The sequence below is a fragment of the Aeromonas sp. FDAARGOS 1419 genome, from assembly GCF_019047045.1.
Classification (GTDB): Bacteria; Pseudomonadota; Gammaproteobacteria; order Enterobacterales; family Aeromonadaceae; genus Aeromonas; species Aeromonas veronii.
This window is the reverse complement of the sequence record NZ_CP077209.1, coordinates 4288141-4314169: the sequence shown is the minus strand read 5'-3', so window position 1 is coordinate 4314169 and position 26029 is coordinate 4288141. Positions and strand designations below refer to the sequence as shown.

Annotated in this window: 26 protein-coding genes; 8 read left to right on the top strand and 18 right to left on the bottom strand. The window is 60.5% G+C overall.

What is annotated here, in order from left to right:
* Nucleotides 1-30 precede the first annotated feature (30 nt).
* From I6L49_RS19810 to putP, 9 genes are all read right to left on the bottom strand, one after another.
* Complete coding sequence (locus tag I6L49_RS19810) at nt 31-1101, bottom strand: LysM peptidoglycan-binding domain-containing protein (RefSeq protein WP_151287373.1); 1071 nt, start codon at nt 1099-1101, stop codon at nt 31-33.
* 9 nt (nt 1102-1110) lie between these two features.
* A complete protein-coding gene (locus I6L49_RS19805) occupies nt 1111-1692 on the bottom strand; it encodes a YqaA family protein (RefSeq protein ID WP_021229508.1) in 582 nt (193 codons plus the stop codon).
* Nucleotides 1689-2306, bottom strand: coding sequence for a protein-L-isoaspartate(D-aspartate) O-methyltransferase (locus tag I6L49_RS19800; protein WP_005335507.1), 618 nt, complete (start codon nt 2304-2306; stop codon nt 1689-1691). Before I6L49_RS19800 ends, I6L49_RS19805 begins: the two co-directional genes overlap by 4 nt.
* 7 nt (nt 2307-2313) lie before the next feature.
* The gene (gene surE / locus I6L49_RS19795; RefSeq protein ID WP_005335515.1) at nt 2314-3075 is read right to left on the bottom strand and encodes a 5'/3'-nucleotidase SurE; all 762 of its coding nucleotides are present in this window, start codon (nt 3073-3075) and stop codon (nt 2314-2316) included.
* The gene (truD, locus tag I6L49_RS19790; protein WP_005354508.1) at nt 3056-4114 is read right to left on the bottom strand and encodes a tRNA pseudouridine(13) synthase TruD; all 1059 of its coding nucleotides are present in this window, start codon (nt 4112-4114) and stop codon (nt 3056-3058) included. The genes surE and truD overlap by 20 nt, the downstream gene beginning before the upstream one ends.
* A complete protein-coding gene (ispF, locus tag I6L49_RS19785; protein ID WP_040097825.1) occupies nt 4114-4590 on the bottom strand; it encodes a 2-C-methyl-D-erythritol 2,4-cyclodiphosphate synthase in 477 nt (158 codons plus the stop codon). Before ispF ends, truD begins: the two co-directional genes overlap by 1 nt.
* A gap of 146 nt (nt 4591-4736) precedes the next feature.
* Nucleotides 4737-5429, bottom strand: a complete 693-nt coding sequence (gene ispD / locus I6L49_RS19780; RefSeq protein WP_021229511.1) for a 2-C-methyl-D-erythritol 4-phosphate cytidylyltransferase — start codon at nt 5427-5429, stop codon at nt 4737-4739.
* Complete coding sequence (gene ftsB, locus I6L49_RS19775; RefSeq protein ID WP_005335520.1) at nt 5422-5739, bottom strand: cell division protein FtsB; 318 nt, start codon at nt 5737-5739, stop codon at nt 5422-5424. Before ftsB ends, ispD begins: the two co-directional genes overlap by 8 nt.
* 208 nt (nt 5740-5947) lie before the next feature.
* Entirely contained in the window at nt 5948-7465 is a 1518-nt protein-coding gene (putP, locus tag I6L49_RS19770; protein ID WP_139739835.1) for a sodium/proline symporter PutP, read from the bottom strand.
* Nucleotides 7466-7790: 325 nt separating this feature from the next.
* Here putP and I6L49_RS19765 point away from each other — a divergent pair, with 325 nt between their 5' ends.
* A complete protein-coding gene (locus tag I6L49_RS19765) occupies nt 7791-8684 on the top strand; it encodes a DUF535 family protein (protein ID WP_216950204.1) in 894 nt (297 codons plus the stop codon).
* Nucleotides 8685-8753: 69 nt separating this feature from the next.
* Here I6L49_RS19765 and I6L49_RS19760 read toward each other — a convergent pair whose 3' ends face one another.
* The 8 genes from I6L49_RS19760 to I6L49_RS19725 all read right to left on the bottom strand — a co-directional run bounded on the left by I6L49_RS19760 (nt 8754) and on the right by I6L49_RS19725 (nt 16886).
* Nucleotides 8754-9680 carry a L,D-transpeptidase family protein gene (locus tag I6L49_RS19760; RefSeq protein ID WP_005354531.1) on the bottom strand — a complete coding sequence of 309 codons (927 nt, stop codon included), beginning with the start codon at nt 9678-9680 and terminating at the stop codon, nt 8754-8756.
* 187 nt (nt 9681-9867) lie between these two features.
* Nucleotides 9868-11109, bottom strand: coding sequence for a mechanosensitive ion channel family protein (locus I6L49_RS19755; protein ID WP_216950203.1), 1242 nt, complete (start codon nt 11107-11109; stop codon nt 9868-9870).
* 143 nt (nt 11110-11252) lie between these two features.
* The gene (locus I6L49_RS19750) at nt 11253-12452 is read right to left on the bottom strand and encodes an acetate kinase (RefSeq protein WP_107682697.1); all 1200 of its coding nucleotides are present in this window, start codon (nt 12450-12452) and stop codon (nt 11253-11255) included.
* A gap of 274 nt (nt 12453-12726) precedes the next feature.
* A complete protein-coding gene (locus I6L49_RS19745) occupies nt 12727-13197 on the bottom strand; it encodes a YhcH/YjgK/YiaL family protein (protein ID WP_043821633.1) in 471 nt (156 codons plus the stop codon).
* Between the two features lie 314 nt (nt 13198-13511).
* On the bottom strand, nt 13512-14618 hold the full coding sequence (locus I6L49_RS19740; protein ID WP_005362790.1) for a 1-acyl-sn-glycerol-3-phosphate acyltransferase: 1107 nt from the start codon (nt 14616-14618) through the stop codon (nt 13512-13514).
* Between the two features lie 130 nt (nt 14619-14748).
* Nucleotides 14749-15447: an aspartate/glutamate racemase family protein gene (locus I6L49_RS19735; protein WP_216950202.1), complete on the bottom strand. Its 699-nt coding sequence runs from the start codon at nt 15445-15447 to the stop codon at nt 14749-14751.
* Between the two features lie 126 nt (nt 15448-15573).
* Nucleotides 15574-16164: a LysE family translocator gene (locus I6L49_RS19730; RefSeq protein WP_139437449.1), complete on the bottom strand. Its 591-nt coding sequence runs from the start codon at nt 16162-16164 to the stop codon at nt 15574-15576.
* A 125-nt stretch (nt 16165-16289) separates the two neighbouring features.
* Complete coding sequence (locus I6L49_RS19725; protein WP_005335536.1) at nt 16290-16886, bottom strand: LysE family translocator; 597 nt, start codon at nt 16884-16886, stop codon at nt 16290-16292.
* A gap of 116 nt (nt 16887-17002) precedes the next feature.
* On the opposite strand from I6L49_RS19725, the gene I6L49_RS19720 reads away from it, so the two are divergent.
* The 3 genes from I6L49_RS19720 (at nt 17003) to I6L49_RS19710 (ending at nt 20731) form a co-directional block, all read left to right on the top strand.
* Entirely contained in the window at nt 17003-18379 is a 1377-nt protein-coding gene (locus I6L49_RS19720; RefSeq protein WP_216950201.1) for a PLP-dependent aminotransferase family protein, read from the top strand.
* A gap of 54 nt (nt 18380-18433) precedes the next feature.
* Nucleotides 18434-18901 (top strand): hypothetical protein, encoded by a 468-nt coding sequence (locus tag I6L49_RS19715; RefSeq protein WP_216950200.1) that lies wholly within the window; start codon nt 18434-18436, stop codon nt 18899-18901.
* A gap of 168 nt (nt 18902-19069) precedes the next feature.
* Entirely contained in the window at nt 19070-20731 is a 1662-nt protein-coding gene (locus tag I6L49_RS19710; RefSeq protein WP_216950199.1) for a hypothetical protein, read from the top strand.
* A gap of 117 nt (nt 20732-20848) precedes the next feature.
* On the opposite strand, the gene I6L49_RS19705 is transcribed toward I6L49_RS19710, so the two are convergent.
* Nucleotides 20849-21262, bottom strand: a complete 414-nt coding sequence (locus I6L49_RS19705; RefSeq protein ID WP_040068349.1) for a CBS domain-containing protein — start codon at nt 21260-21262, stop codon at nt 20849-20851.
* 154 nt (nt 21263-21416) lie between these two features.
* Here I6L49_RS19705 and I6L49_RS19700 point away from each other — a divergent pair, with 154 nt between their 5' ends.
* From I6L49_RS19700 to I6L49_RS19685, 4 genes are all read left to right on the top strand, one after another.
* Nucleotides 21417-23327 (top strand): ABC transporter ATP-binding protein, encoded by a 1911-nt coding sequence (locus I6L49_RS19700; protein ID WP_005335545.1) that lies wholly within the window; start codon nt 21417-21419, stop codon nt 23325-23327.
* Nucleotides 23320-23781 (top strand): DUF2390 domain-containing protein, encoded by a 462-nt coding sequence (locus I6L49_RS19695; RefSeq protein WP_042052355.1) that lies wholly within the window; start codon nt 23320-23322, stop codon nt 23779-23781. Before I6L49_RS19700 ends, I6L49_RS19695 begins: the two co-directional genes overlap by 8 nt.
* Nucleotides 23775-24629: a 23S rRNA (adenine(2030)-N(6))-methyltransferase RlmJ gene (locus I6L49_RS19690; protein ID WP_158110599.1), complete on the top strand. Its 855-nt coding sequence runs from the start codon at nt 23775-23777 to the stop codon at nt 24627-24629. The genes I6L49_RS19695 and I6L49_RS19690 overlap by 7 nt, the downstream gene beginning before the upstream one ends.
* Nucleotides 24630-25363: 734 nt before the next feature.
* On the top strand, nt 25364-25969 hold the full coding sequence (locus tag I6L49_RS19685) for an HD domain-containing protein (protein ID WP_159157601.1): 606 nt from the start codon (nt 25364-25366) through the stop codon (nt 25967-25969).
* Nucleotides 25970-26029 lie beyond the last annotated feature (60 nt).

The window sequence follows — 26029 nt, the reverse complement described above, 5'->3', positions numbered from 1 at the left end:
CGTTACCAGAGTAAGACGGTCTCTCTGGGGTTAACGCTTTGGCAAATAGCTCATCGGATTGATCGACTTGCCTCTGTACCGGATCTCGAAATGCAATCGCACATCCGGCGCGTCCGTGCTACCCATGTTGGCAATGACCGAGCCCCCCTTGACGCTGTCCCCTTCCTTCACCCGCAACTCGTCGTTGTGTGCGTAAGCGGAGAGATAGTCATCATCATGCTTGAGGATAATCAGCTTGCCGTACCCCCTTAAAGCACTGCCAGCGTATACCACTTTACCGCTGCTGGCGGCGTAGACGGGTTGCCCCTTCTGGCCGGCTATGTCGATCCCCTTGTTACCCTGTTCTGCAACAGAGAACCCCTCGACAATCCGGCCTTTTGCGGGCCAGTGCCAAGCAAGTCTCGACTGGGAGTTGTTTGTTTTTTGTTCTTTGGACTGAGCGTATTCCTTCGGTGCTGCCGGAGCAACGGATTTCTGAGAGATGAACGGCGTGGTCTGACCAGATCCACTCGGCTCGGCCAACGGACGCGGACCGCTGCTCGGACGGCTCACGGCCACCGGCGTCACGGTTGCCGTACGAGTCGCAGCCACCATCTGGGTCGAACCGCCGCCTGCGGTCTGGACATTGAGCACCTGACCCGGTTGCAGCGCATAGGGGGCGCTCAGGTTGTTGCTCTGGGCCAGCGCCTGCGGCGTCATGCCGAACTGGCGGCCAATGCTGCTCAGGGTATCGCCGCGACGCACCTCATAGGTACCGGCACTGCGGCTGCTGCCAACACTGGCGCTGGAACCATCGAGTCGCAGACGCTGCCCCGGATAGATGTTGTAGGGCGGGCTGATATTGTTGAGGCTGGCCAGCGACGGCACGTCGTTGCCGGAGTTGAAGGCGATGGAGTAGAGGGTATCGCCCCGCTTCACCACATAGCTGCCGCCCTGAATGGGGGCGCTAACCTGGGCACCGCTTTGGCGAGCCGGAATGGTCGAGACAAACTGCCCCTCATCAACACCATCTACCGGAGCTGCATTTTTACTGGAGGAGCAGGCAAGCAGCAGCCATGACAACACCACGACACTGCTTCCTTGCCAAATACGCGAACGCATAATGGATCCTTAACGACTAAACCAGAAATAGGCCACCACGGCCAGACCAATACAGAGCCAACCGAGCACATCTACATAGTGCATCAGTTTGCGTTCCATCTTCTCGCCACCCCAGCGCATCAGGCCCGCCACCAGGAAAAAGCGCATGCCACGACCGATGAGGGAGGTGATGATGAAGGGCAGCAGAGCCATTTGCAACAACCCTGCCGTCACGGTAAACACCTTGTAGGGGATAGGGGTGAAGCTGGCAATGAAAATGACCCAGATCCCCCACTGCTCAAACCAGTTGCGAGCAATCTCGATCTTGTCCTGATAGCCCACAGACTCCACCAGTGGCAGCACGACCGGATCCCACAGGGCATAGCCAAGGGCATAGCCAAACAGGGCGCCCAGCACAGAGAAGAGGGTAGCCAGTGTGGCGTAGTGCCACGCCTTGTGGGGCTTGGCGAGCGCCATCGGCGCCAGCATCACATCCACCGGGATCGGCCAGAACACCGACTCGATGAAAGCGGTGATGGAGAGATACCAGGGGGCATGCTTGTGGCGAGCCCACTGCATCACCAGTACGTACAAACGGGAAAACAACTTCACTCAACATCTCCGTCAATCAGGGGAACAAAACGTACCGGCTCCAGAATACGGCTGGTCAGCTGGGATCCGGATCGTTCGATCAGTTGCAGGGTCTGCTGGCTGTCACCCACGGGCAACACCAGTCGGCCCCCTTCGGCCAGCTGATCGGTCAGTGCCGTCGGGATCTCGCTCGCCGCGGCCGTCACCAGAATGGCGTCATAAGGCCCCTTGTTGGGCCACCCCAGCCAGCCGTTGCCGTGCTTGGCCGAGACATTGTGCAGATCGAGCTGGCGCAGTCGGCGCCGGGCCTGGAACTGCAGCGACTTGATCCGCTCCACGGTATAAACATGCTCCACCAGATGGGCAAGGATCGCCGTCTGGTAGCCCGAACCAGTGCCAATCTCCAGCACATGGGCCGGATTGTTTTGCATCAGCAACTCGGTCATTCGCGCCACCATATAGGGCTGCGAAATGGTCTGGCCGTGGCCAATGGGCAGGGCGGTGTTATCCCACGCCTTGTGCGCCATGGCCTCGTCCACGAACAGCTGGCGCGGCACTTTCGCGATGGTCGCCAGCACGCGAAAATCGCGAATATCCTGCGCAATGAGCTGATTTAACAGGCGCTGTACTATCACACCACCCTCATCCCTGCAGATCTAACCAGGCCCCCAGACCGGCGAGACTGTCATAGGCAGTCATATCGATGGTCAGGGGGGTAATCGAGACATAGCCCTGCTCGATGGCAGCAAAATCGGTGCCTTCACCGGCATCCTGCTGGCTACCGGGGGGGCCGATCCAGTAGATGGGCTGGCCACGGGGATCCTCGGTGCAGATCACCGACTCCGCCCGGTGGCGATTGCCAAGGCGGGTGGTCTTGATCCCCTTGATCTGCTCGAGGGGCAAGTCCGGCACGTTAACGTTGAGGATCTGATCGGCAGGCAGGGGGTGTTTCATCAGCCCCTTCACCAGCAGGGCCGCATAGTGGGCCGCCGTGGCGAAGTGGGTCTTGCCCACCAGCGAGATGGCGATGGAGGGGTAGCCAAGATGGCGTCCCTCGGTGGCCGCGGCGACCGTGCCCGAGTAGATGACATCATCCCCCAGGTTGGCACCGTGGTTGATGCCGGCCACCACCATGTCGGGTTCAGGGCGCACCAGCTCGTTGACCGCCAGATGCACGCAGTCGGTCGGTGTCCCCTTCACCGCATAGCTCTCGCACCCATTAAAGCCGTTTTCTGCAATGCGGGTAACCCGCAGCGGTACTTCCAGCGTCAGGGAGTGACTCGCGCCGCTGCGGTTGCGATCCGGCGCCACCACAATGACCTCGCCACAGGCGCGCAGCGCCTCGCTGAGGGCACGAATGCCCTCGGCATGCACACCATCATCATTACTGACCAGAATTCGCATCGGTCTGATTCCTGAAACCGTGATCGGCCTCTTCGGCCTGCATTAACTCGCGCACCACGCTGGTGGCAAACGCGCCCGCCGGCAGGAAGAAGGAGAGGGTCAGCGCCTCGCCGTCCAGCTGCCAGCTCATCTGCTCCGGCTTGAGCAGCAGGGGGCGCCTGTCCTGATCCAGCCCGGCTTTCTCCAGCCCGTCACACCAATCGCTGTAAGGAGCCAGCACGCCCTGTTCGAACTCGGCAGCGGCGCCCTGACTGGCCAGGCGGCCACGGCCCCACTGGGGCGCGGTCAGCTGCACGTCGCCGGAGGCAAGACGCGCTTCCAGCTCGGGGGTCACGCTCTCTTCGCTGAAGATGGAGTGGCTGCCCTTGAGCATCACGCAATCACCGGCCAGCAGCTGATGAGCCAGCCCCTGCTCAATACGGGCGCTGACAATGGCGTTGAACAGCATGCTACGGGCGGCAGAGAGGTAGAGTGAGCGCTTGTTGCGATCCTTGATCCGCTTGCCGGCAAACATCGCCTTGGCCGCTTCCAGGTTGTTGCCATCACGGCCAAAACGCTGCTCACCATAGTAATTGGGTACACCCTGAGTGGCGATGGCCTGCAGGCGCGCTTCCAGCCCGTCGGCCTGTTCCAGACCGGTGAGACGCAGGGTGAAATGGTTGCCCTTGAGGTAGCCGACCCGCAATTTGCGGTTGTGACGCCTGGCTTGCAGGATCTGGATGCTGTCGCTCTCGATAACCGACAAGTCCGGCTCGGCCTTGCCCGGCAGGTGAATGCCAAACCACTGCTCGGTCACCGCGTGACGATCCTTCAGGCCCGCCCAAGTCACCGCATTGCGGTTGACCCCGGCCGCATCGGCCAGCAGACCCGCTACCCAGGCGGTGTTCTCGCCGGTTTTGCGCACCCGGACGAAGATATGCTCCCCTTCACCGCAAGGCTCGAAGCCGAGATCTTCATTCACCACGAAGTCGGCGGCCTCGGCCTTGAGGATACCGCGGGCGGTGGGCGCCCCGTGCAGATAGGCAAGTTGTTCCAGCATTATTGTTTCACCAGTAGGACGACGGCTTCGGTGGCGATCCCTTCCTTGCGCCCCGTAAACCCAAGCTGTTCGGTGGTGGTCGCCTTGACGTTCACCCGGTTCAAATCACATTGCAGATCGGCGGCCAGCACGGCGCACATGGCGTCGATATGGGGGGCCATTTTGGGGGCCTGGGCGATGATGGTCACATCCAGGTTGCCGATGGCATACCCCGCCTGCTGTACCCGGGCAAAGACATCCCGCAGCAGAATGCGACTGTCGATCCCCTTGAACTCGGCAGCGGTATCGGGGAAGTGGCGACCGATGTCACCGGCACCGATGGCCCCCAGCAGGGCATCGCTCACCGCGTGCAGCACCACATCGCCGTCAGAGTGGGCAACCAGCCCCTGCTCGTAGGGAACCGGCACGCCACCCAGCATGCAGGGGCCAACACCACCAAATTTATGGACATCAAAACCATGACCAATGCGCATCATCAGCGGCAACCTCCCAACATGCTGAAACCAACCCCATCAATTTTGTGTACGTCCACACCATGTCCAATCCGGATCATGCTAACTCCTTGTTCGGGCCTGTTTGTTCGAGACACTCTGCTCTGAACGGTCTGTTCTGACTGAGGGGCTTATGCCTGCTGGCTTAAAAACAGCCCCGCCAGCGACAAGTCTTCCGGCCGGGTCACTTTGATATTGTCGGCGCGCCCCTCCACCATCCGCACCGTGAATCCGGCCCGCTCCATGGCGGAGGCCTCGTCGGTGATGGTGGCGCCCAGCAGCAGCCCCTCTTCGAGCGCCCGCTTCAGGGCACGGGTCGGGAACATCTGCGGCGTCAGGGCATGCCAGAGCTGCTCGCGCTCGACGGTGGCGATGATATTGCCCTCCCCATCGGAGCGTTTCATGGTATCGCGCACCCGACTGCCGAGAATGGCACCGCCGCAGTTCATGGCCGCGGCAATCAGCGCATCTAGATCGCCGTGAGTCAGACAGGGACGGGCCGCATCGTGCACCAGCACCCACTCCCCTTGCGCCACATGGAGGCCATTGAGGACGGAGAAGGCGCGCTCGGCGCCTCCCTCTACCCGCACAATTCGCGGGTCGGCCGCCACGGGCAGGGCCTCGAACCAGCGGTCATGGGGCGCCAGCGCCACGATCACCTGGGCGATGGCCGGGTGGGAGAGCAGCCGCTCCAGGGTATGTTCGAGAATGGTTTTACCCGCCAGTTGCAGGTACTGCTTGGGGCAATCGGCCCCCATCCGGCTGCCGATACCGGCGGCAGGGACGATCGCCGTCAGGCCGGATACCCGGCTGGCATCAGTCATCGTAGGGCTCATCGTCCGGCGCTGTCTCTTTGTCTTTCTCTTTGGGGATGATCCGGTAGAAGGTCTCCCCCTGCTTGATGTAACCCAGATCGTTGCGTGACAACTCCTCGATGGCCTCGAGGCCAGAGGTGAGATCATCTATCTCGCGGTAAATGAGGTCGTTACGATCCTTGAGAGTCTGGTTGTCCCGCTGTTGCTGCGAGATGGCCTCCGACAGGTTCTGATAATCGGATAGCCCGTTCTTCCCCAGCCAGAGGTCATATTGCAGTCCCCCCAGCAGGAGGATCAGGATCAGGGTGAATAGCCGCATGCACTAGGTCTCCTTCAGGCGGCCTAGTGTCCCATATTCGGTGCCAAGACAAAAGAAAGCGAGCACCCGGGAGCCACCGGCCGAACATAAAAAAGTGCCCAAGAGTGAATCAGATAGCACAAAGCCCCGCCAAACCGGTGCAAGGATGGCCAACCAGGGCACTCCTTGTCCGGGGGCGGGGCTCTCAATCAGAAAGCGGTAAGGGGGATCAGTTCACCGCGACCGGCTCTCCCGCGCTCTCGGCCGGGGTGTTGTACTCCTCCTCGGCATCACGGAAACGCTCCAGCATCGCTTTTGAGGGCGCTTCGCCCAGCAGACTGCCCACCACAATGGCCAGCAGTGCGAACAGGAAGCCCGGGATGATCTCATACAGCCCCAGCCAGCCGAACTGCTTCCAGACGATGACGGTGATGGCACCGACCAGCATGCCGGCCAGCGCGCCGTTGCGGGTCATTCGCGGCCAGAGCACCGAGAGCAGCACCACGGGACCAAAGGCAGCACCGAAACCGGCCCAGGCGTAGCTCACCAGCCCCAGCACCCGGTTTTCCGGATTCATGGCGACGGCGATGGCAATCACCGCGATCAGCAGCACCATCAGGCGACCCACCCACACCAGCTCACGCTGGGAGGCGTTCTTGCGCAGGAAGGGCTTGTAGAGATCCTCGGTGATGGCGCTGGAGCAGACCAGTAATTGACAACTTAGAGTGCTCATCACCGCCGCCAGAATAGCGGAGAGCAGCACACCGGCGATCCAGGGGTTGAACAGGATTTTGGAAAGCTCGATAAAGACCCGTTCCGGGTTGCCGGTCACCCCAGCCGCCACTTCCGGGAAGCGGGCGAAGTAGGCCAGACCGAAGAAGCCGATGGCCACCGCACCAGCGAGGCAGAACACCATCCAGGTCATGCTGATACGGCGGGCATTGGCCATGGAGTGGTGGGAATCCGCCGCCATAAAGCGGGCCAGAATGTGGGGCTGACCGAAGTAACCAAGGCCCCAGGCCATCAACGAGACAATGGCGATCACATCCAGATTCTTGAACATGTCGAGGTTGGTAGCGCTCTTGGCGGCCACCTCGATCATGGCGCTGTCTATCCCGCCGACGGCGATGATGACGAAGACCGGGGTCAGGATCAGGGCGAAGATCATCAGGGTCGCCTGCACCGTATCGGTCCAGCTCACCGCGAGGAAGCCGCCGAAGAAGGTGTAGGTAATGGTGGCGGCGGCACCGACCCAGAGGGCGGTGTTGTAATCCATGCCGAAGGTGCTCTCGAACAGACGGGCACCGGCCACCACGCCGGAGGCGCAATAGATGGTGAAGAAGAGCAGGATCACCAGCGCAGAGAGAATGCGCAGCACCTTGCTGTGATCTTCAAAACGATAGGTGAAGTAGTCCGGCAGGGTCAGGGCATTGCGGTTCTTCTCGGTATGTACCCGCAGGCGGCCCGCTACCCAGCGCCAGTTGAGGTAGGCACCGATCACCAGACCGATGGCGATCCAGCTCTCGGAGATGCCGCTGACGAAGACGGCGCCGGGCAGGCCCATCAGCAGCCAGCCGCTCATGTCGGAGGCGCCAGCAGAGAGAGCTGTGACCCAGCTCCCCATCCGGCGGCCGCCCAGAATGTAGTCATCAAAGTTGCGGGTGGCGCGATAGGCGACGAAGCCGATCAACACCATTCCGAGGATATACACCAGGAAGGTGATTAACATGGGTGTGCTAGCTGTCATGCAAAACTCCGTTTTGTGTCATTTTCTGCCCGCTCTGGTGACGGGCTCATCCCTAAAAAACCGGCCTAGCTTAATCAGCCGTTCGCGCCAGCTCAACCACTTTTAACAAACACAAAACACAATAAAAACCTTTGCGCATCAAATCATCTGCCGCATCAAGAGGATGGCGCCAGATTTCCTGCCGTGGCCGTGACGGTCATCTCGCAGCGCCAGCCGCTACTGAGCGTTATGTTTTCACATTTTGTTACTATCCATTTTTTACAAGCCAGCGCCCCGCTCCTACACTCCCCGCCCTGTCTCATCACACCAGTCAGAGGTCGGCACCATGTCATCTCATCTGTCACACCTGCGAACCCTCGCCCGCCGCCTTCACCCGGTGGAGGAGTCGGGTCATCTCATCCGACGGGCAAAGTATGTGGGGCGTCTCTGGCTCAATCCCGGCGCCCGTGCCCTCTATCGCCAGCAGCAGGAGCAACCGCTGCTGGCGCAGGCGATCAGCCGCTTCCCCGATATTCTGGAAAAGCCGATCCACCCCTATCGCCACAAGGGGCTCCGCAAGCGCCTGCGAGCCGGGCTTATCAGCGGCCACTACCAGCAGCTGGCACGTCAGCTGCCCAAAGCGCAACAGCTGGCAATCTACAGCGGGCGCGGCCTGCTGCTGGCCCAGTGGCAGAGCGACAAGCTGACGGCCCCCCTCACCCTGCAACTGGATTACCAAACCCACATGGGCAAAGAGGGGGAGATGAGCCTGACCCTCAAGCTGGGTGACGCGGCCCTCTATTACATGGCCCTCAATCTGCGCCCCGCGCCGAACCCGACCCTCGAAATCTGCTCGCTGCAGGGCGGCAAGGGACAGAGCGAGGAGATCAAGCAGGTCACCAAGGCGTGCGGCGGACTGCGCCCCATGTCCCTGCTGGTCTATATGGCCGCCGAGCTGGCCCGGGGGCTGGCATGCAAGCGCCTGCTCGGGATCCGCACCCAAAGCCACGTCTATCAGAGCAGCAAGCGCACTGCCGATCGGGTCAAGTTCGACCTCGACGGCTTGTGGCAGGAGCATCAGGGCTGTGTGCTGGATGAACTCTGGATGAGCCTGCCGCTGAAGGTGCCCCGCAAGACATTGGAGGAGATCCCCTCCCGCAAGCGGGCCAGCTACAAGGCGCGCTATCAGCTGCTCGATCAGCTCGGCAGCGAGCTGCAGGCAAATCTGCTGCGAAGCTGAGTCAACGCAGCAGAAACAAAAAGGGCGAACTGCTTGCTGTTCGCCCTTTGTCGTGACGGGGATTTGCCCTTAGCGGTTGATCGCCATCGGCATGCCGTTGCGCTGCTCCAGCGCCTGCTTCACCAACTGGGAGTCGCTGTCGGCGTGGGCAATGAAGCGGGTCACCGCCGGGGTCATCGGCAGCGGCGCCGGCAGCTTGGAGTTGAACTCCTCTTCGCTGCGCGACAGCGGCTGATGCACTTCCAGATAGCGGACACCGTTGGGCTCGAGAGAGGCCTTGATCGGCTGGTTGACGAACTGGACGCGGGTACCGACCGGTACCTGCTTGAACAGGTAGGCGATGTCGTCGTTGCGCAGACGCACACAGCCGTGGCTCACCCGCAGGCCGATGCCGAAGTTGGCGTTGGTACCGTGGATGGCGTACATCTTGCCGATGTAGAGGGCAAACAGACCCATGGGGTTGTCCGGGCCAGCCGGCCATACCGCAGGCAGGCTCTCGCCACGGGCAGCGTATTCGGCATGCATCTTGGCGGTCGGGGTCCAGGTCGGGCCCGCTTTCTTGCGCTGCACGCTGGTCACCCAGTTTTCCGGGGTGTCGGTGCCGAGCTGGCCGATGCCGATGGGCAGCACTTCCACCACTTTTTTACCCTTGGGGTAGTAGTAGAGTCGCATCTCGGCCACGTTCAGCACGATCCCTTCACGGGGAGCATCCGGCAGGATCAGCTGCTGGGGGATCACCAGCTTCTCGCCGGTCTGTACCAGCAGGGGATCCGCATCGGGGTTGGCTTCGGTCATGTTGGTGAGCCCCAGCTGGAATTTGGCCGCAATGGCCTCCAGCGGCTGGCCGTTCTCTTCGGCCGGAACCACGTATTCCAGATTTTCCCCTACCAGACGGCTGTTGGCCGCAGGCAGAGCATATTCAACAGCGAAAACCGGCGCAGCGGTCAGCAGCAGGCTGTAGCAGAGTGTTGCCACACTATTGCGAAGGAGCTTCATAACTTTCCCATGATGATGACTTGAAGTGACGTCTCTGGGCTGGCAGCTGATCAAGAGGGGATCAGGGGCGCGAAGAGAAGGCCGCCATTTTTCTCCTCTGCACGGCAAATTTCAACTGACAAGTGGCGACGGGTCGATGATTAATATGCGGTTTTTTCCGCGTCCCCGACCCGCCCGGTTTCCCTGTTTATCCCCGTTGCCAGGCACGCATGTCGTAACCTGTGGGAGATTGATGCAACCGCAGATGAAATTGCTCAATTATGGCGAAGATATGGTCGAAAATATCAGCCTGGATCCCTTCGTAATCGGCCCATGCCGTTGTCGCGGTAAAGCAGTAAATTTCCAGCGGCAGACCGTCTGACGTGGGTGCCAGCTGGCGCACCATCAGGGTCATGTCCTTGCGAATGCCGGGGTGGGCGCGCAGGTAGGCATCCAGATAGGCGCGCAGGGTGCCGAGGTTGGTGAGGTGACGACCGTTGATGGGGCAGCTCAATGCATCGCTCAGCTGCTGATTGTAGGCGCTCAGCTCCTGCTCCTTGCGACTGAGATAGGGAGCCAGCAGTTGCGCCTGCTTGAGCTGCAACTGCTCCTCGGCCGTCAGAAAGCGCACGCTGGTCATGTCGATATTGACGCTGCGCTTGATGCGGCGGCCGCCCGACTCGGTCATCCCCTGCCAGTTCTTGAAAGAGTCGGAGATCAGGGCATAGGTGGGAATGGTGGTGATGGTCTTGTCCCAGTTCGACACCTTGACCGTAGTAAGGCCGATGTCGGTCACCTCACCATCGGCGCCGTACTTGTCCATCTGCAGCCAGTCACCGACGCTCAGCATCCGGTTGGCGGAGAGCTGGATCCCCGCCACCAGCCCGAGGATGGGGTCCTTGAACACCAGCATCAGCACTGCGGTCATGGCACCCAGACCGCTGAACAGGAACAGCGGCGACTTGCCGAGCAGCAGGGCGATCATCAGGATGCCCACCAGAATGCAGCCTACCAGCTTGGCCCCCTGGAAGATGCCGCGCAGGGGCAAATCCCGACCAAGGCGGGTGTAACGGCTCACCGACAACAGACAGTCGAGCAGGGCGAAGAAGGCCAACAGCAGGAACAGCAAAATCCAGAGCTGGGCCACCATCTCGATAAGCTTGAGGCTATCCGATTGGCGGGGCAGCCAGATCTCCGCCTGACCGAGCAGCACGGCCCCCTGCAACACGAAAGCGAGCCGGTTGAAGAGGCGCTGTTGCAGCTGGGGCGGCAGCCACACCTGCTTGGCCTTGCCGAGGATCCCCACCAGCCGGACCAGCAACACCCGGTGCAGTGCCATGTGCAGCAGCAACGAGGTGATGACGATAAAACCCAGCGCGATCACCAGCGCCATCAGGTTGGTCACTTCCACCCCAAGGCCCGACAACCAGTTAAAAAACGCCTCTTTCATTGCTCTCTCCCGAACCGGGCAGCCCGCTGGCTGCAAAAACAGTGGTGGTCAGGGTACCGCTCCCCTCCCCCATGTCAAATCGGTGAACGCCAGAAATGACAACGCCCGGCACAGGCCGGGCGTTGTTTCAAAGCGAGGTTGACTTAGCAGACCAGGCTCAGGGCATCGCGAGCGATGACCAGCTCTTCGTTGGTAGGGATCACCATGGCGCAACGGCTGTCGGCGGTGGTGATACGACCTTCGCCACCCAGTACCGCGGCGTTGTTGGCCTCTTTGTCCACCTTGAAGCCGAACAGCGCCAGACGCGCCAGCACCATCTCGCGCACCATGGCGGCGTTCTCACCGATACCACCGGTAAAGACCACGGCGTCCAGACGACCGTCCATCGCAGCGGCATAGGCGCCGACATACTTGGCCACACGGTAGGTGAAGACATCCAGCGCACGCTTGGCACCGGCGTCGGTAGCATAGTTGGTGGTGACGTAGCGGCAATCGCTGCTCACTTCGGTCATCCCCAGCAAACCGGACTCACGGGTCAGGGTGTGGTTGATCTGCTCAACGCTGTAACCGAGCTGGTCGTGCATGAAGAAGACCACGGCCGGATCGATATCACCGGAGCGGGTACCCATCGCCAGACCTTCCAGCGGAGTCAGACCCATGGAGGTGTCAACGGATTCGCCGTTCTTGATGGCGCAGACAGAGGCACCGTTACCCAGGTGGCAGTTGATGATGTTCAGTTCATTCAACGGCTTGCCCAGCTCTTTCGCGGCTTCTTCCGCGATGTAGCGGTGAGAAGTACCGTGGGCACCGTAACGACGAATACCGTGTTCGCGGTAGAGCTTGTGCGGCAGCGCATAGAGGTAGGCCTCTTGCGGCAGAGTCTGGTGGAAAGCGGTGTCGAAGACAGCCACGTTCTTCTCGGACAGCTGCGGGAACACTTTCAGCGCGGCGCGAATACCGATGAGGTGCGCCGGGTTGTGCAGCGGGGCGAACGGAATGGCGGCTTCGATACCGGCGATCACGCCGTCATCAATGCGCACGGAGCGGGAGAACTGCTCGCCACCGTGTACGATTCGGTGACCGATGGCCACCAGTTGCTCGGCAAGAGTCGGATCCTGCGGCAGGATGTGACCCACGATATGGTCGAGGGCCTCCTGGTGAGCGGCACCCGCTCCCAGCATGGCTTCGCCCTTGACCCCGTGGAGTTTCCATTTGATACGTGCATCATCCAGATTGAAGCATTCGGCCAGGCCGGACAGCATGTCCTCACCTGTTTCGGCGTCCATTACGGCAAATTTCAGGGAAGAGCTACCGCAGTTAAGGATCAATACCAACTTGCTCATTTTCTACATCTTCCTGTGCTTCGGCTTTATGCCGACAGTGTCGTGTCATCCAAAAGAGGATGGGATTCCCCTGCCGGGGGCTTATGGTCGCAGGAGGGTGCGTCCAATTTTTCAATTCTTGCTCTTGAAAGAGTCATCGCAACCTGTGGTGCGTATCACTGGTTTCAATTCTTGCTCTTGAAAGAGTGATCGCAACTTGTGGTGCATATCACTGGTTTCAATGCTTGCGAGCCTCAACGCATCAGCTGCGCAGGGCTCGCCTCAATGGGAATGCTCAGGCGATAGCCAGCAGATCCTTGTGTACCTTGACCACCAGCTTCTTCACCTTGGCGGGCTGGTTGAAGGTACAGAGCGGGCGGTGCAGCTCGCCCGGCCAGAAGATGGCGAAATCGCCCGGTTGCAGCGCCAGATAAGTGGTCTGCTCGTCATCGACAAACCAGAGGTCGGGATGGGGATGGTCGGCGCCGTCGCTCACGTAGTCGTGGGGGCCCACACCTATCCACTCTTCACCGCGCAGCAGCAACTGGATATCGAGATACTGCTGATGGAATTCGCCACGGCGATCCGCGGCTGGCTCGGTCAGATCTTCGCTCACCAGACAGAACAGATTGAGGCCATCAATCTCGGTCTTGCCGAGCGGAGCGTCACCCCAGTGAGCCACGCTCTTCACCACCTCGGCCATGATGCGGGCCAGCGGGGCGGGCAGCGGCGTCCGCTGCAGGGTGTTCAGGCTACCGGTGATCATGGCGTCTGTTTCCTGTTAGGTATATCTGGGCGGCATCTTTGCCAGCCAATGAAAAAGGACCTGTGACAGGTCCTTCAATTATGCCGTCTGCAATCCGTGCAAACCGGTTTAGAGCTTTTGCTCATGTTCAGCTATATGGGCACTGTTACACACTCGTCAGCACCTTGCCAAGAGACATAATCCCATTTTCATAGTGATCGTACCAGCTGAAACCATATTATTCACCACCCTTTTCCCCTCGACTTTGACCAGACGCAAAAACGGGCGCATCAGCGCCCGTTTTTTTCGCAAAACCGTTTAGCTACCGGTTTCATTCAAGCCTTTTTGGCGTTTTCCACCGGTTTGGCGTACATGGCCCGCCAGATCGCCTTGTGCTCTTCCGGCACCTCTGACTGACGGGTCAGGAAGGCCGCCTGCTCGATGGTGTTGGCCTTGCCGGAGACATCGGCCGCCAGATAGTTGCTGGGGAAGAGGTGGTAGCTGCTCCAGATCGCCTTGTCGATCAGCGCGGCCAGTTCGTCCGGATCGCTGAAGCCCTCGGTGATCGGCGCGCCGAAGGAGACATGTACCCGCCCCTTCATGCCGACGATACCGGCGACGATACTCTCGATATCCTCGAACTCGCCCTTCTCGTAGCTGCCGTTGACCGACTTCTCGTAGAGCTCGCGCGCCTTCGCCTTGTCGGTCGGATCCAGCTCATAGCTGATGCTGACCGGCACGATATTGAGGCTGCGCATGTAGTCGACGAAGTCGATCTTCTGCTTCTTGCCGTCGACGTAGAACATCTTGAGGATGGCGGGATCTGTCTTGTCATCGCCATTCTTGGCGCGCCCTTCCTTCTGGGCAATCCAGATGGAGTGACCTTCGTGAACCGAATTGCCGATATAGGCAGACAGCTCGCCGAGCGCCTTCATCATCTCCCGCGGCCCCTTGGCGGAGCGTTTGACGATAAAGCTCTTGTTGAGCTTCATCAGCTCGGTGGCACAGGGTTTGCGCAGCAGGTTGTCACCGATGGCGATACGCACGGTATCAAAACCGTGGGTGTGCAGCCCCCAGTTGACGAACGCCGGGTCCATGGCGATGTCTCTGTGGTTGGAGACAAACAGATAGCCCTGCTCTTTCTTCAGATGCTCAATCCCGGAGAAGGTCACCCCCTTTGTGGAGGTGGCGATCATACGGGACATGTACCGGGTGACCCCCATCTGGACCTGATGCACAGTGGTCACTTTTGACCATTTGCGGCGCAGGAACAGGCGGATCATCGGGCGGATGGCCCAACCCAGCCAGCTCATCAGGGAACCGAAACGATACTTGGCGATGGCGCCGATAAATTCATCATCCTGGATCAGCCGTTCGATGGCTGCCGGCACTTCTTCATCGCGGTAGGGGCGAATATCCGCGAATCTATCTACTTCAGTCACAATGTCAGCCTTGCATGCTAGGAAACCGCAGCCAACACGCGTTGGCCGGGGAAAATTCAGGGCGCAATTTTACACGCTTTTATGGCAAGGGGTATGAGACAAGCATGAATAGTGAGATCTGACCAGTTTATTAATCGGATGCCAGTGCCAGCGCGACCGCCGCTTCGGCATGGATGGCGGTGGTGTCGTAGAGCGGCACCGCCGCCCGGGCATCACCCACCAGCAGGGCAATCTCGGTGCAGCCGAGGATCACCGCCTCGGCACCCGCGGCTGCCAGCCCCTCGATAATCGCCAGATACTCGGCCCGCGACGATGCGCGGATCTCCCCCAGACAGAGCTCGTCATAGATGATCCTGTGTACCCGCTCCCGACCGGCCTCATCGGGTACCAGCACCGCCAACCCGAAGCGCTCCTGCAAACGCCCCTTGTAAAAATCCTGCTCCATGGTGAAGCGGGTGCCGAGCAGGCCGACCCGGGTTATCCCGTCCGCCTGCAATTTGGCCGCGGTGGCATCGGCAATATGGAGCAGCGGAATATCGATGGCCGCCTCAATCTCGGGGGCAACCTTGTGCATGGTGTTGGTGCCGATCAGCAAGAAATCGGCACCGCCATCCTGCAACTTGCGCGCCTCCGCCGCCAGCAGGCGGGCAGTGGCGGGCCAGTCACCGGCATGCTGCAACCGCTCGATACCGGCAAAGTCGACGCTATTGAGCAGCACCCGCGCCGAGTGCAAACCACCGAGCTGTGCCCGCACCCCGCGATTGAGCGCCTGATAATAACTGACGGTGGACTCCCAGCTCATGCCACCCAGCAGACCGATACATTTCATATGAACTCCTTTCATCCCAAGGGAGGGCAGAACCACGCTACCTTGCAGGCAAGGCAACAGGGGCGAGATAAAAAAGGCCCCGCAGGGCCAACAAGACAGCCGGTAAAGACCCGGGTTAACCCCGGGCTAAATCCAGATCATCCCGACACAGGCGGCCGTCGCCAGCCCCATGCCGAGGTTGAAACGCCGCCAGCCCTGGGCGGTGCGAATGATTTGCCGCACCTGGGCACCAAAAAGCACCCAGAACGCCCCGGTGTAGAGACCGGTAATAAAGAAGGTCACCAACACCCAGAGCGCGGAGGGCCAGTAAGCCTCCCCCGCCAGGGTGAAACCGCTGATGGCGGAGAGCGCCATCATCCATGCCTTGGGATTGAGCAGTTGCAGCATGGCCCCCTGATGAGCGGGAATAAGCGGCCGGTTGCCCTCGGCCGGGCCGCTGGCCGTCGCCACCTTCCACGCCAGCCAGAGCAGATACGCCGAACCGATAAGCTTGAGGCCGTCGTGCAGCAGCGGCACCTTCTCGAACACCACGCCAAGCCCCAGCGCGGTAGCGAGGATCATCAGATTGATCCCCCCCACTACCCCCACCAGCAGGGGAATCGTGCGGCGAAAACCCTGCGCCGCCCCGGCGCTGGTGAGCAACATATTGTTGGGCCCCGGCGTGCCGCAGGTAACCAGGGCAAACCCCGCCAGGGGCAGTAACCAGTTCAGATCCATCTCAACCTCTTGTCGATGCAACGCCCCCGTTATGGGGAAAGCCTTCTAATATGCAGAGCCAACCCCGTGGCGACAAGTCAGAAATGCCTCTTTCCAGGCCACCTCCCCCTCCAGCGCAACACGGCTCAATACCAGAGCATCACCACGCAGAGCGCCGTCAGCAGACCGAGAGAACCGTTGAGTCGCCGCCAGCCCCGATCCGAGCTGATCCAGTTGCTCAGCTGATGGCCGAACAGTACCCAGACAAAGCAGACTGGCAGGGCCACCAGCACAAACATGACCATCACCGCCAGCTGACTCGACCAGTAACTGGCGCCGGGCAGGCTGAACAGACTGATGGCGGAGATCCCCATCATCCACGCCTTGGGATTGAGGAACTGAAAGCCCAGCCCCTCCAGCATGGTTAGCGGACGGGCCCGACGGGCCGGATCCCCCGGCGCGCCGGCCACCGCGATACGCCACGCCAGCCACAGCAGATAGAGGCTACCGAAGATCTGCAAACCGAGGCGCAGCAAGGGCCAGCGCTCGAACAGCGGATAGAGCCCCAGCGCCAGAACCAGTTGCAACACCGGCTGCCCCAGCCCCACCCCGAGCAGATGTGGCAGGGTGCGACGCACCCCGAAGTTGGCGCCGGAGGCCGTCAGCATCAGGTTGTTGGGCCCCGGCGTACCGCAGGTGAGTACGGCAAAACCGAACAGGGTGACATACCACTCCATCGTCATATTGTGACTCCTTGCTTGCCACATTGTATCGATACAATGTGTGCTATTTGGTTGTTACCAGGTTGAAATTCACGCTATATTGACAGCAAATTTTGATCAATGGATTTATTGTCACCATGACAATCTGGACACCCGACCTTACGGCCTTCGATGGCCCCCTCTACCTCAAGCTGGTCAAAGCGATCGAACAGGGGATCGCGAATGGCGAGCTGCCACCGCAGACCCGATTGCCCACCCACCGATCCCTCGCGGATCGTCTGGGTGTCACCGTCGGCACCATCACCCGCGCCTACAGCGAGGCTGAGCGGCGCGGCCTGCTGGCCGCCCGGGTGGGCCACGGCACCTGGGTCAAGGGAGCGAACACGGATCCCGCCAATGAGTGGGTGATCCGCCAGGAGGAGGGGCACCGCATCGAGCTGTGGCAGAACCTGCCGGTGCAGCTGGATCGGGCGGCCATCATTCGCCCCATGCTGGGGGAAGTGGCGGACGGGGATCTCAACGCCCTGCTCGGCTACGACAAGGAGGCGGGACGGCCGGATCAGCGCCAGCAGTTCGTCAACTGGTTGGCGGAGCAAGGGGTGGCCTGCAGTGAGGATCGCCTGCTGTTCAGCCACGGCGCCCAGCACGGCATCATGCTGGCGCTGCTGGCTACCAATTGCGTGGGGGAGACCATCCTGTGCGAGGGGCTGAGCTACCCCGGTATGCTGGGCAACGCCCGCCAACTGAAAAATCAGGTGGTGGGGCTCGCGATGGACGAGGAGGGGCTGCTGCCCGAGGCACTGGACGCCGCCTGCCGCACCCGCCGGGCCAAGCTGCTCTACCTCACCCCGACCCTGCAAAACCCCACCACCGCCATCATGAGTCTGGCGCGGCGGGAGGCCATCGTCGCCATCGCCCGTCGCCACGATCTGCTGATCATCGAGGATGACGTCAACGGCCTGCTGCCCCAGCAACCTGTGATCCCTCTGGTCAATCTGGCGCCGGAGCGGGTCATCTATCTGGGCAGTCTGGCCAAGATCGCCTGCGGCGGTCTGCGGGTCGGCTTCGTGCTGACGCCCCTCACCCTGCGCAGCGCCTTCGCCCAGACCATGCGGCTGTCGAGCTGGATGGTGAGTCCGCTGCTGATCGAGCTCGCCTGCAAAATGGTCAGTCAGCGCCAGATCATGCCGCTGGTCGAACAGCAGCGGGAGATCCTCAAACGCCGTGGCGAACTGCTGCGCCACCTGCTGCCTGCCGCCCGCTGGCAGCCGGGCAGCATGCACGCCTGGCTGCCGCTGCCGGAGCCCTGGCGCAGCCAGCAGTTTGCTGCCGCCGCCGACGCCCTTGACGTTGGCGTGGCAAGCGGGGAACACTTCGCCGCCGGTCAGTTTGCCGCTCCGCAGGGGGTGCGCCTGAGCCTGAGCCAGCCCGCCACCGACGCCCGGGTCGGCGAAGGACTGGCCCGTCTGGCCCAACTGCTGCAGGGGGCGCCCCCCAGCAATCCCCTGCTATAGTCAGGGCCAGCCGACCTGACCTTCACGCTTCATCGTCATAGCCAAGGAGATGCCGTGCCCCCCATCAGAGCCGCCCTGCTGCTTGCCACCCTGTTGTTGGGTGGCTGCGCCTCGTCAACGACCCACCAGCAGCTGGGGGCCGCGCTCAATGGACTGGAAGGGGAGTTGCAACGACTGGAAGAGGAGCTGGCGGCGATGAACGGCCTGCACTATCAAAAGGCGATCGATGCGCCGCTCAGTTTGCGCCGCGCACTCGGGGCACCGCAGCCCACCCCAGAGGGGCTGGTGCCGGTGGCCAGCAAGCTGGAGGATGGGCCACTCCTTCACTATCAATACCGCCTGCCAGCGGGGATGGCGAACCTGCCCCAAGACAACCTCTGCCAGCGCTACGAGTTCGAGCTGCGCCATCTGGGCCGCCTCGGCAAACTGGAATTGAGCTGGCTGGGGGAACAGGGCAAGGGGTCGCGGCTGATCCGCCAGAGCGACTGCCCCTTCGGGACGCAGGTCCGCCCTCGGCAATAACAGGTTGCAGCCCTGAGAGTTGGCATAACCGATTGAAATAACAGCCCATAGTGCGCCCTCCAGCCCCCTGCTGGCTACTGTCAGCTTTTCACTCAGCGAGTGCTGTGCCTATGTTCCTCTTGGGTCTACCATAATCAACCTAATGGTTTGCTCACAGGAAGTACCTGCATGACGATACTGCTGCTCGAAGAGGATCCCCTGCTCCGTAGCGCCATCACCCGGGAACTGACCGAACAGGGAGTGCCCGCCGACCGGATCCACTACCACAGCCATCCAAACCACGAGCGCAGTGGCCTGCTGGCCCTGCTGCAACAGCACGCCTTCGACGCCATCATCTGTCAGCAGGACAAGCAGCAGGATCTTGACGGAGCCCGGCTGCTGCACGAAGCGCACTATCTCGGCCTGCTGCAACCCGGTTGCGTGTTGCTGCTGCTCGATGCCGATCAGAGCGAGCAGGAGTTTCTCCCCTCGGATCTCTACTTTTCCCTCTATCTGCCCCTCCCCTTCATGACCCAGCAGCTCACCGCGGTGCTCGGCCAGTTGGTGAAGTTAAGCAGCCTGACCCGCACGCTGGCCGCCCCCATTCTGCTGCGGGAGTGGCAACTGGCTACCGCCCTCTGTGAAGACCTGCTGTTTCAACGGGAGAATCGCTCGCTGACCCCCTGGCTGGATCGGCTCAAGGGCTACCTGCTGCTGCAATCGACCGAGCGGATCACTGCCGCCCAGCACTATGCCCTCTGTGCCAACGAGTATCAGGCGAGCTGGCCAAGGGCCGGGCTCTTCTACGCCATGCTGGGGCTCGGCAAATTGCAGAGCGCCCAGACCGACTTGCAGCGCCATCAGGCCAGCGTCTCGATGGCCACCCGGCTGGAGCTGCAACTCGCCAGCCAGCTGCATCAGCATTACTGGCTGGCGGCCTGGGAGACCATGGGAGAGCTGCTGCAGATCCGCCCCCATCAGCCGCGCTGGCATCAGCTGGCGATGTTGCTCGGGCTGGTGTTGCAAGATGAAGAGAAGGTGCTGGAGCAGGCCAACAGCCTGACCCTGCGCCACTTCAGCGAGCAGCGCGTCCGGCTCGCCATCGACAGCTTCATGCTCAATGCCAGTCTGGCGGTGCTGTGGCACGCCCCCTCCAGCAACCGGATCCGCTCCCTACAACAGGAGTGGGAGCACCTCAAGCGCACCGTCCACCTGCAACCCCACGAATATGAGCTGCTGCAGGCGTTGATGCTGGGGCTGGATTACCGCTTCGACGAGGCGCTGATCCTGATTGCCCACCACCAGCCGGATGAGGGGAGCGACAACCACCTCACCCTGCTGCTCGGCTTTGCTGTCAGCCAGTTCTGCGGTTTGCCCCACCACGCCCAGCGCTACCTGACCCAGCTGACCCAATACCGCGTCAGGGTGGCGCCCCACCCGCTCACCCGCCAGCTGTTCCACCATCTGGTGGCCGAGCTGGGCCAGCGTCTGACGGCGAGAGAACAACGGCTGAGCGAACTGCGCCAGCTGCGCCACAAGGCGATGCAGGCCAGCCAATATCAGACAGCCCTGCAAGCGGGCTTGCAGCTGCTGGAGGAGTTCCCCGCCCTGCCGGGCGATGCCTGGCAACTGCTGGAGCTGCTGCAACACTGCTGGCCTGCGGGTATGGCCGCTCCCAGGGTGGCGCTGCTGGTCGATACCCTGGAGCGGCGTCTCAAGCACAGCCCCGCGTTTCTCGATCAACATGCCCAGCAGTACCAGCGCACCCTGCAGGAGATCCGCACTCATCTGCAGCCGCACCTCTCCGGCAGCGGCCCCTCCTGTCTTGTCGCAGGGCAGCCCGAGCCGTGATGATGCTGGCGGCGTGCAAACCGGCATTGTCGGCAAAGCCAATATAGAGAGAGGGGAACCTTGGCTCCCCTCTTTCTATGTTGGTTCTCTGTCAGCTGATGGCGATGAGCGTTGGGCTCAAACCAGCGCGTCACTCTCCAGCGCCGCCTTGAGAAAATCTTTCCAGCTGATAATGCCGACCAGAGCGCCATTCTCCAGCACCGGCAGGCAGGAGACCCCCTTCTCCAGCATCAGCTTGACGCCGTCGCGCACGGTGAGATGGGGAGCGATGGTGACGAGCTGACGACTCATGATCTGGTGGGCCCGCTTGTTGAGGGTTTCGGTATCGCGGCTCATCTCGGCTTCGGAGTCGAGATAGGGGCTGATGGCGCGGAACAGATCCCGATCCGAAATGACCCCCACCAGCTCCTCCTCTTCCAGCACCAGCAGGTGGCGAAAGTGTGCCTGCTCGAAGATATCCCTGATGACTCGGAGTCGATCATCCATTGAAACGGTGGCGACCCGGGTCGTCATAATATCCCTGATATGCATGCTAACCTCCCGTAACCAAACTGGTTTCTCTGTTATGGCATGTTTTTGCAGCGCCAGCCAGTGGCCAGCCCTTCGCTACAGTGCAAATCAGCGTCATTTCACGTAAGATCCGCGCCAGTTTTTCTCCTCCATTTTGAGCAAGCAGATCCCACCCATGATAGTTGCCAGTCAAATCGAACTGATCCGCGGCGGCCGCAAGCTGCTGGACAACGCCTCCGCCACCATTCACCCCGGCCACAAAGTGGGTCTGGTGGGCAAAAACGGCTGTGGCAAGTCCACCTTTTTTGCACTGGTACGGGGCGAGCTGGCCATCGACAGCGGCACCTTCAGCCTGCCCGCTGGCTGGCAGATTGCCGGCGTGGCGCAGGAGACCCCGGCGCTCGACTGCTCCGCGCTCGAGTACGTGATCGACGGCGACAAGGAGTTTCGCTCGCTGGAAGCCCAGCTGGTACAGGCCGAGCAGGATGACAATGGTCTGCTGGTAGCCGAGCTGCACGGTCGCCTCGATACCATAGGCGCCTACAGCATTCGCGCCCGCGCCGCCGAACTGTTGCACGGCCTCGGTTTCAGCGACGAGCAACTCGGCTCGCCGGTGCGCAGCTTCTCCGGTGGCTGGCGCATGCGCTTAAACCTCGCTCAGGCGCTGCTCTGCCGCTCCGATCTGCTGCTGCTCGATGAACCGACCAACCACCTGGATCTCGATGCGGTGATCTGGCTGGAGAAGTGGCTCAAGGGCTATCAGGGCACGCTGGTGCTCATCTCTCACGACCGCGATTTCCTCGATTCGGTCATCAGCCGCATCATCCATATCGAGAACGGCAAGCTCAACGAATACACCGGCGGCTACTCCGACTTCGAACTGCAGCGCGCCGAACAGCTGGCCCAGCAGCAGTCGATGTACGAGAAGCAGCAGCGGGAGATGTCCCACATGCAGGCGTATGTGGACCGCTTCCGCTACAAGGCCTCCAAGGCCCGTCAGGCCCAGAGCCGCCTGAAAGCGATGGAGCGGATGGAGAAGATCCTGCCCGCCCACGCCGACTCGGAATTCAGCTTCGAGTTTCGCGAGCCGTCGGCCCTGCCGACCCCTCTCATCGCCATGGAGAACCTCTCTGCCGGTTACGGTGACAAGGTGATCCTGGAGAAGATCAAACTCAATCTGGTACCGGGTTCGCGCATCGGTCTGCTCGGCCGCAACGGCGCAGGTAAGTCCACCTTTATCAAGATGCTGTCGGGCTCCAACCCGCCGCTCTCCGGCAAGCTCGAAGTGAGCGCCGGGGTGAGCATCGGCTACTTCGCCCAGCATCAGCTGGAGACCCTGCGTCTCGATGATTCCCCGCTCGATCATCTGGCCCGCCTCGCGCCGGACAAGACCGAGCAGGAGCTGCGCAACTATCTGGGCAGCTTCGGTTTTCACGGTGACAAGGCGCTCGACAAGGTAGCCCCCTTCTCCGGCGGCGAAAAAGCGCGGCTGGTGCTGGCGCTGATCACCTGGCAAAAGCCGAACCTCTTGCTACTGGATGAACCGACCAACCACCTGGATCTGGAGATGCGCCACGCCCTGACCATGGCGCTGCAAGGCTTCGAAGGGGCCATGGTAGTGGTCTCCCACGACCGTCACCTGCTGCGTACCACCACAGATGACTTCTATCTGGTGCACGGTGGCCGGGTCGAGCCGTTCGACGGCGATCTGGACGACTACCACAAGTGGCTCGGCGAGCAGGAGAAAGAGGCCAACGCCAAACCGGCCGACGGCCCCGTCTCTGCCAACTCGGCAGTGGCGCGCAAGGATCAGAAGCGGCGCGAGGCGGAGTTCCGCCAGCAAACCCGTCCCCTGCGCCAGAAGCTGGAAAAGCTCGAAGCGAGCATGGAGAAACTGCAAGGCAAGCTTGGCGACATCGAGAGCCAACTGGCCGACCCAGCTATCTACGAAGAGAGCGCTAAAACCAAGCTCTCCGAGCTGCTCAAATCCCAGGGCCCCCTCAAGGAGCAGCTGGAAGAGGTAGAGCTGGAGTGGATGAGCCTCTCCGAAGAGCTGGAAACCATGGAGCAAGCCTTCTTTGCGTGACGAACAGCTGATGGCCAGCGAGCGGGTCGCGGTCCACGAATTGCCGACGCCGATCGGCTTCTGGCACTGGAGCGGCAAGGTCTATGGTGAGCGCAGCCAGGATTGGCTCACCGTGCAGGAGCAGGGGGGCAACGTCAATCTGGCGCTGCTGCTGCACCGGCTCGATCAACTCGGCATCGTGGTCGATCTCACCGACCTACAACCAGCGCTGGTGCAAACCGAGGCGGTGCTAACCCCGTGGCGCGCCCTGCGCCAAAGCGCCAAGGCGCGGCTCGACGAGCAGCAGTATCAGTCGATGCTAGCCCACGAACTGGAGCTGGAGCGGCTGCAACAGGGCGTCCTGTTGCAGACCCTGCGCAGCCTCTCCCTGTTTCGCGGCAACAGCCGCAATTTGTTGAACTATCTATCGTTACTGGGTGCCCAGCAGGGCCCCCTCAGAGATCTAATATGCTGAGCTATCGCCACGCCTTTCACGCCGGCAACCATGCCGACGTGCTGAAACACGCCGTTCAGGCCCTGATCATCGAGTCCCTCAAGAAGAAGGAGAAACCCTTCATCGTGCTGGACACCCATGCCGGTGGCGGTCTCTACGACCTGCGCGGCGACTGGTCCCAGAAGAAGGCCGAGTATGCCGATGGCATCGGCCGCCTGTGGGACGAGCGGGCCCAATGGTCTGCCATGGCCCCCTATCTCGGCATCATCGAAGAGATGAACAGCGATGGCGAGCTGCACTACTACCCCGGCTCGCCGGAGCTCTCCCGTCGCCTCACCCGCGAGCAGGACAAGCTGGCGCTGATGGAGCTGCACAACAACGAGGTCGAAGATCTGCGCGCCAATATGGGTTACGACCCTCGCGTGGCCGTGCACCACCGCGACGGCTTCGAGGGGCTGATCGCCCTGCTGCCGCCGACCCCGCGCCGCGGGCTGGTGCTGATCGACCCGCCCTATGAGCTCAAAGAAGATTACTTCGCCGTGGTCGACACCCTGAAAAAGGCGCAGAAACGCTGGGCGACCGGCATCTACGCCCTCTGGTACCCCATTCTGGGGGAAGAGGCGGACAAATCCCGCGACATGCTGCGCGCCATCAAGCGCGAAAACTTCGGCAACGTGCTGGTGGCCGAGCTGGAAGTGGCCGGTCAGACCAAGGATTGGGGCATGAACGGCTCAGGCATGCTGATCATCAGCCCGCCCTGGATGCTGGACGAGCAGATTGAAGCCTTCCTCAAACCGCTGTGTGCCAAGCTGGCGCAGGGCGCCGGCGCCCAATACAAGGTCGAGTGGCTGAACAAGGTCGAAGAGTAAACCTGCACCAGCCCGCTCCGGCGCCCGGCCAAGGCGCCAGCAAGTCGCTCACCCAAGCCGTCCACAGTGGCGGCATGGCCAGCAAAGAGAAGCCCCGTTCAGGAGCTTCTTGTTTTTTTACCCGCTACCGCTTTAGCCACGAACTCTGTTCCCCACTAACTGTTTACCTCACCAATGGCAGCACCCGCCCCATCTGCACACCAGATCAGTCGTTATTGACTAATTAGTCGATCCAGATCAGAAATCGGCCATCTGGCCCTTTCCCTCCATCGACCCGCCGCTAATATATCCGATTGGCAACACACACCTCGTTGGAGTCTCCCATGAGCCAGGCCAGCCACACCCCGTTGGTGAAATGCAGCAGACTGGAAGCTGAAATTCAGAGGCGGTAGCCATGCCGGATGGAATGGATAAGCGAGAGTTTCCTACGACCCACTCAACATGGTGACGGCCCCATTTTTATTTCTGACCTGCTCATGCAGGCATGCTTTGGCGGCGCTTTCCAAGACTGCGCTGAGCACTTTTTTCACACCAATAGTAACAGCGGCACAAAAAGAGGAGGTCAAGCGAATACATTCAAGTATCAGAGGTAGACTGGTAATATTTTGATTTGATTTTATTTTATTTTTCCATGTCAAAAATCAGAGCAGATCGGATTTATATGGAAGGCTCTGCTATCGGATTAGTGCCGCCCTCTATCTAATCACCGTTAAATTATCAAGAAGGAGCGAGAATTGAATTCAATTGACGATATATTTAGCTTTATTATTGAAATCGAAAAGCTTAAAAATGTACTTCGAAAAACCAAGCCTGTCGGTCTAAATCGCTTTGAAAATTCTGGTGAGCACAGCTGGCATGTTTGTCTAGTAGCATTACTTTTTAAAGAATATTCCAACTTTGAAATCAATATTGACCGTGTAATTAAAATGTTACTTATTCATGATCTTGGTGAAATTGATGCAGGAGACACAATTGTGTACTCCTGCGAAAATAAAGAAATAAAGGAATTAGAAGCTGCCAGCATCCGAAGAGTTTTTAATCTATTACCAAGTCATTTAGCTGCGGAGCTATCAGATCTTTGGCACGAATTTGAAGAAGGTATTACACCCGACTCAATTTATGCAAAATCCATAGATCGAATTCCTCCTCTACTCCACAACATATATGGAAATGGTCACAGCTGGAAAGAACACAATATCTCTGCTGCACAGGTGTATGGCCTGAATAGTAGAATCGGAAAAGGCAGTGAGTTAGTTTGGGAAAATCTTAAGCAAAAGCTAAAAACCGCTGAATCTGAGGGAATTCTTAAGCAGTACAAATCTGGGACACCACCTTTCTGAGCAAGGTGTAGCATAACCAAAACCCAAAAGATGGGTGTCCAAGGTCTGGCAACCTAGCCT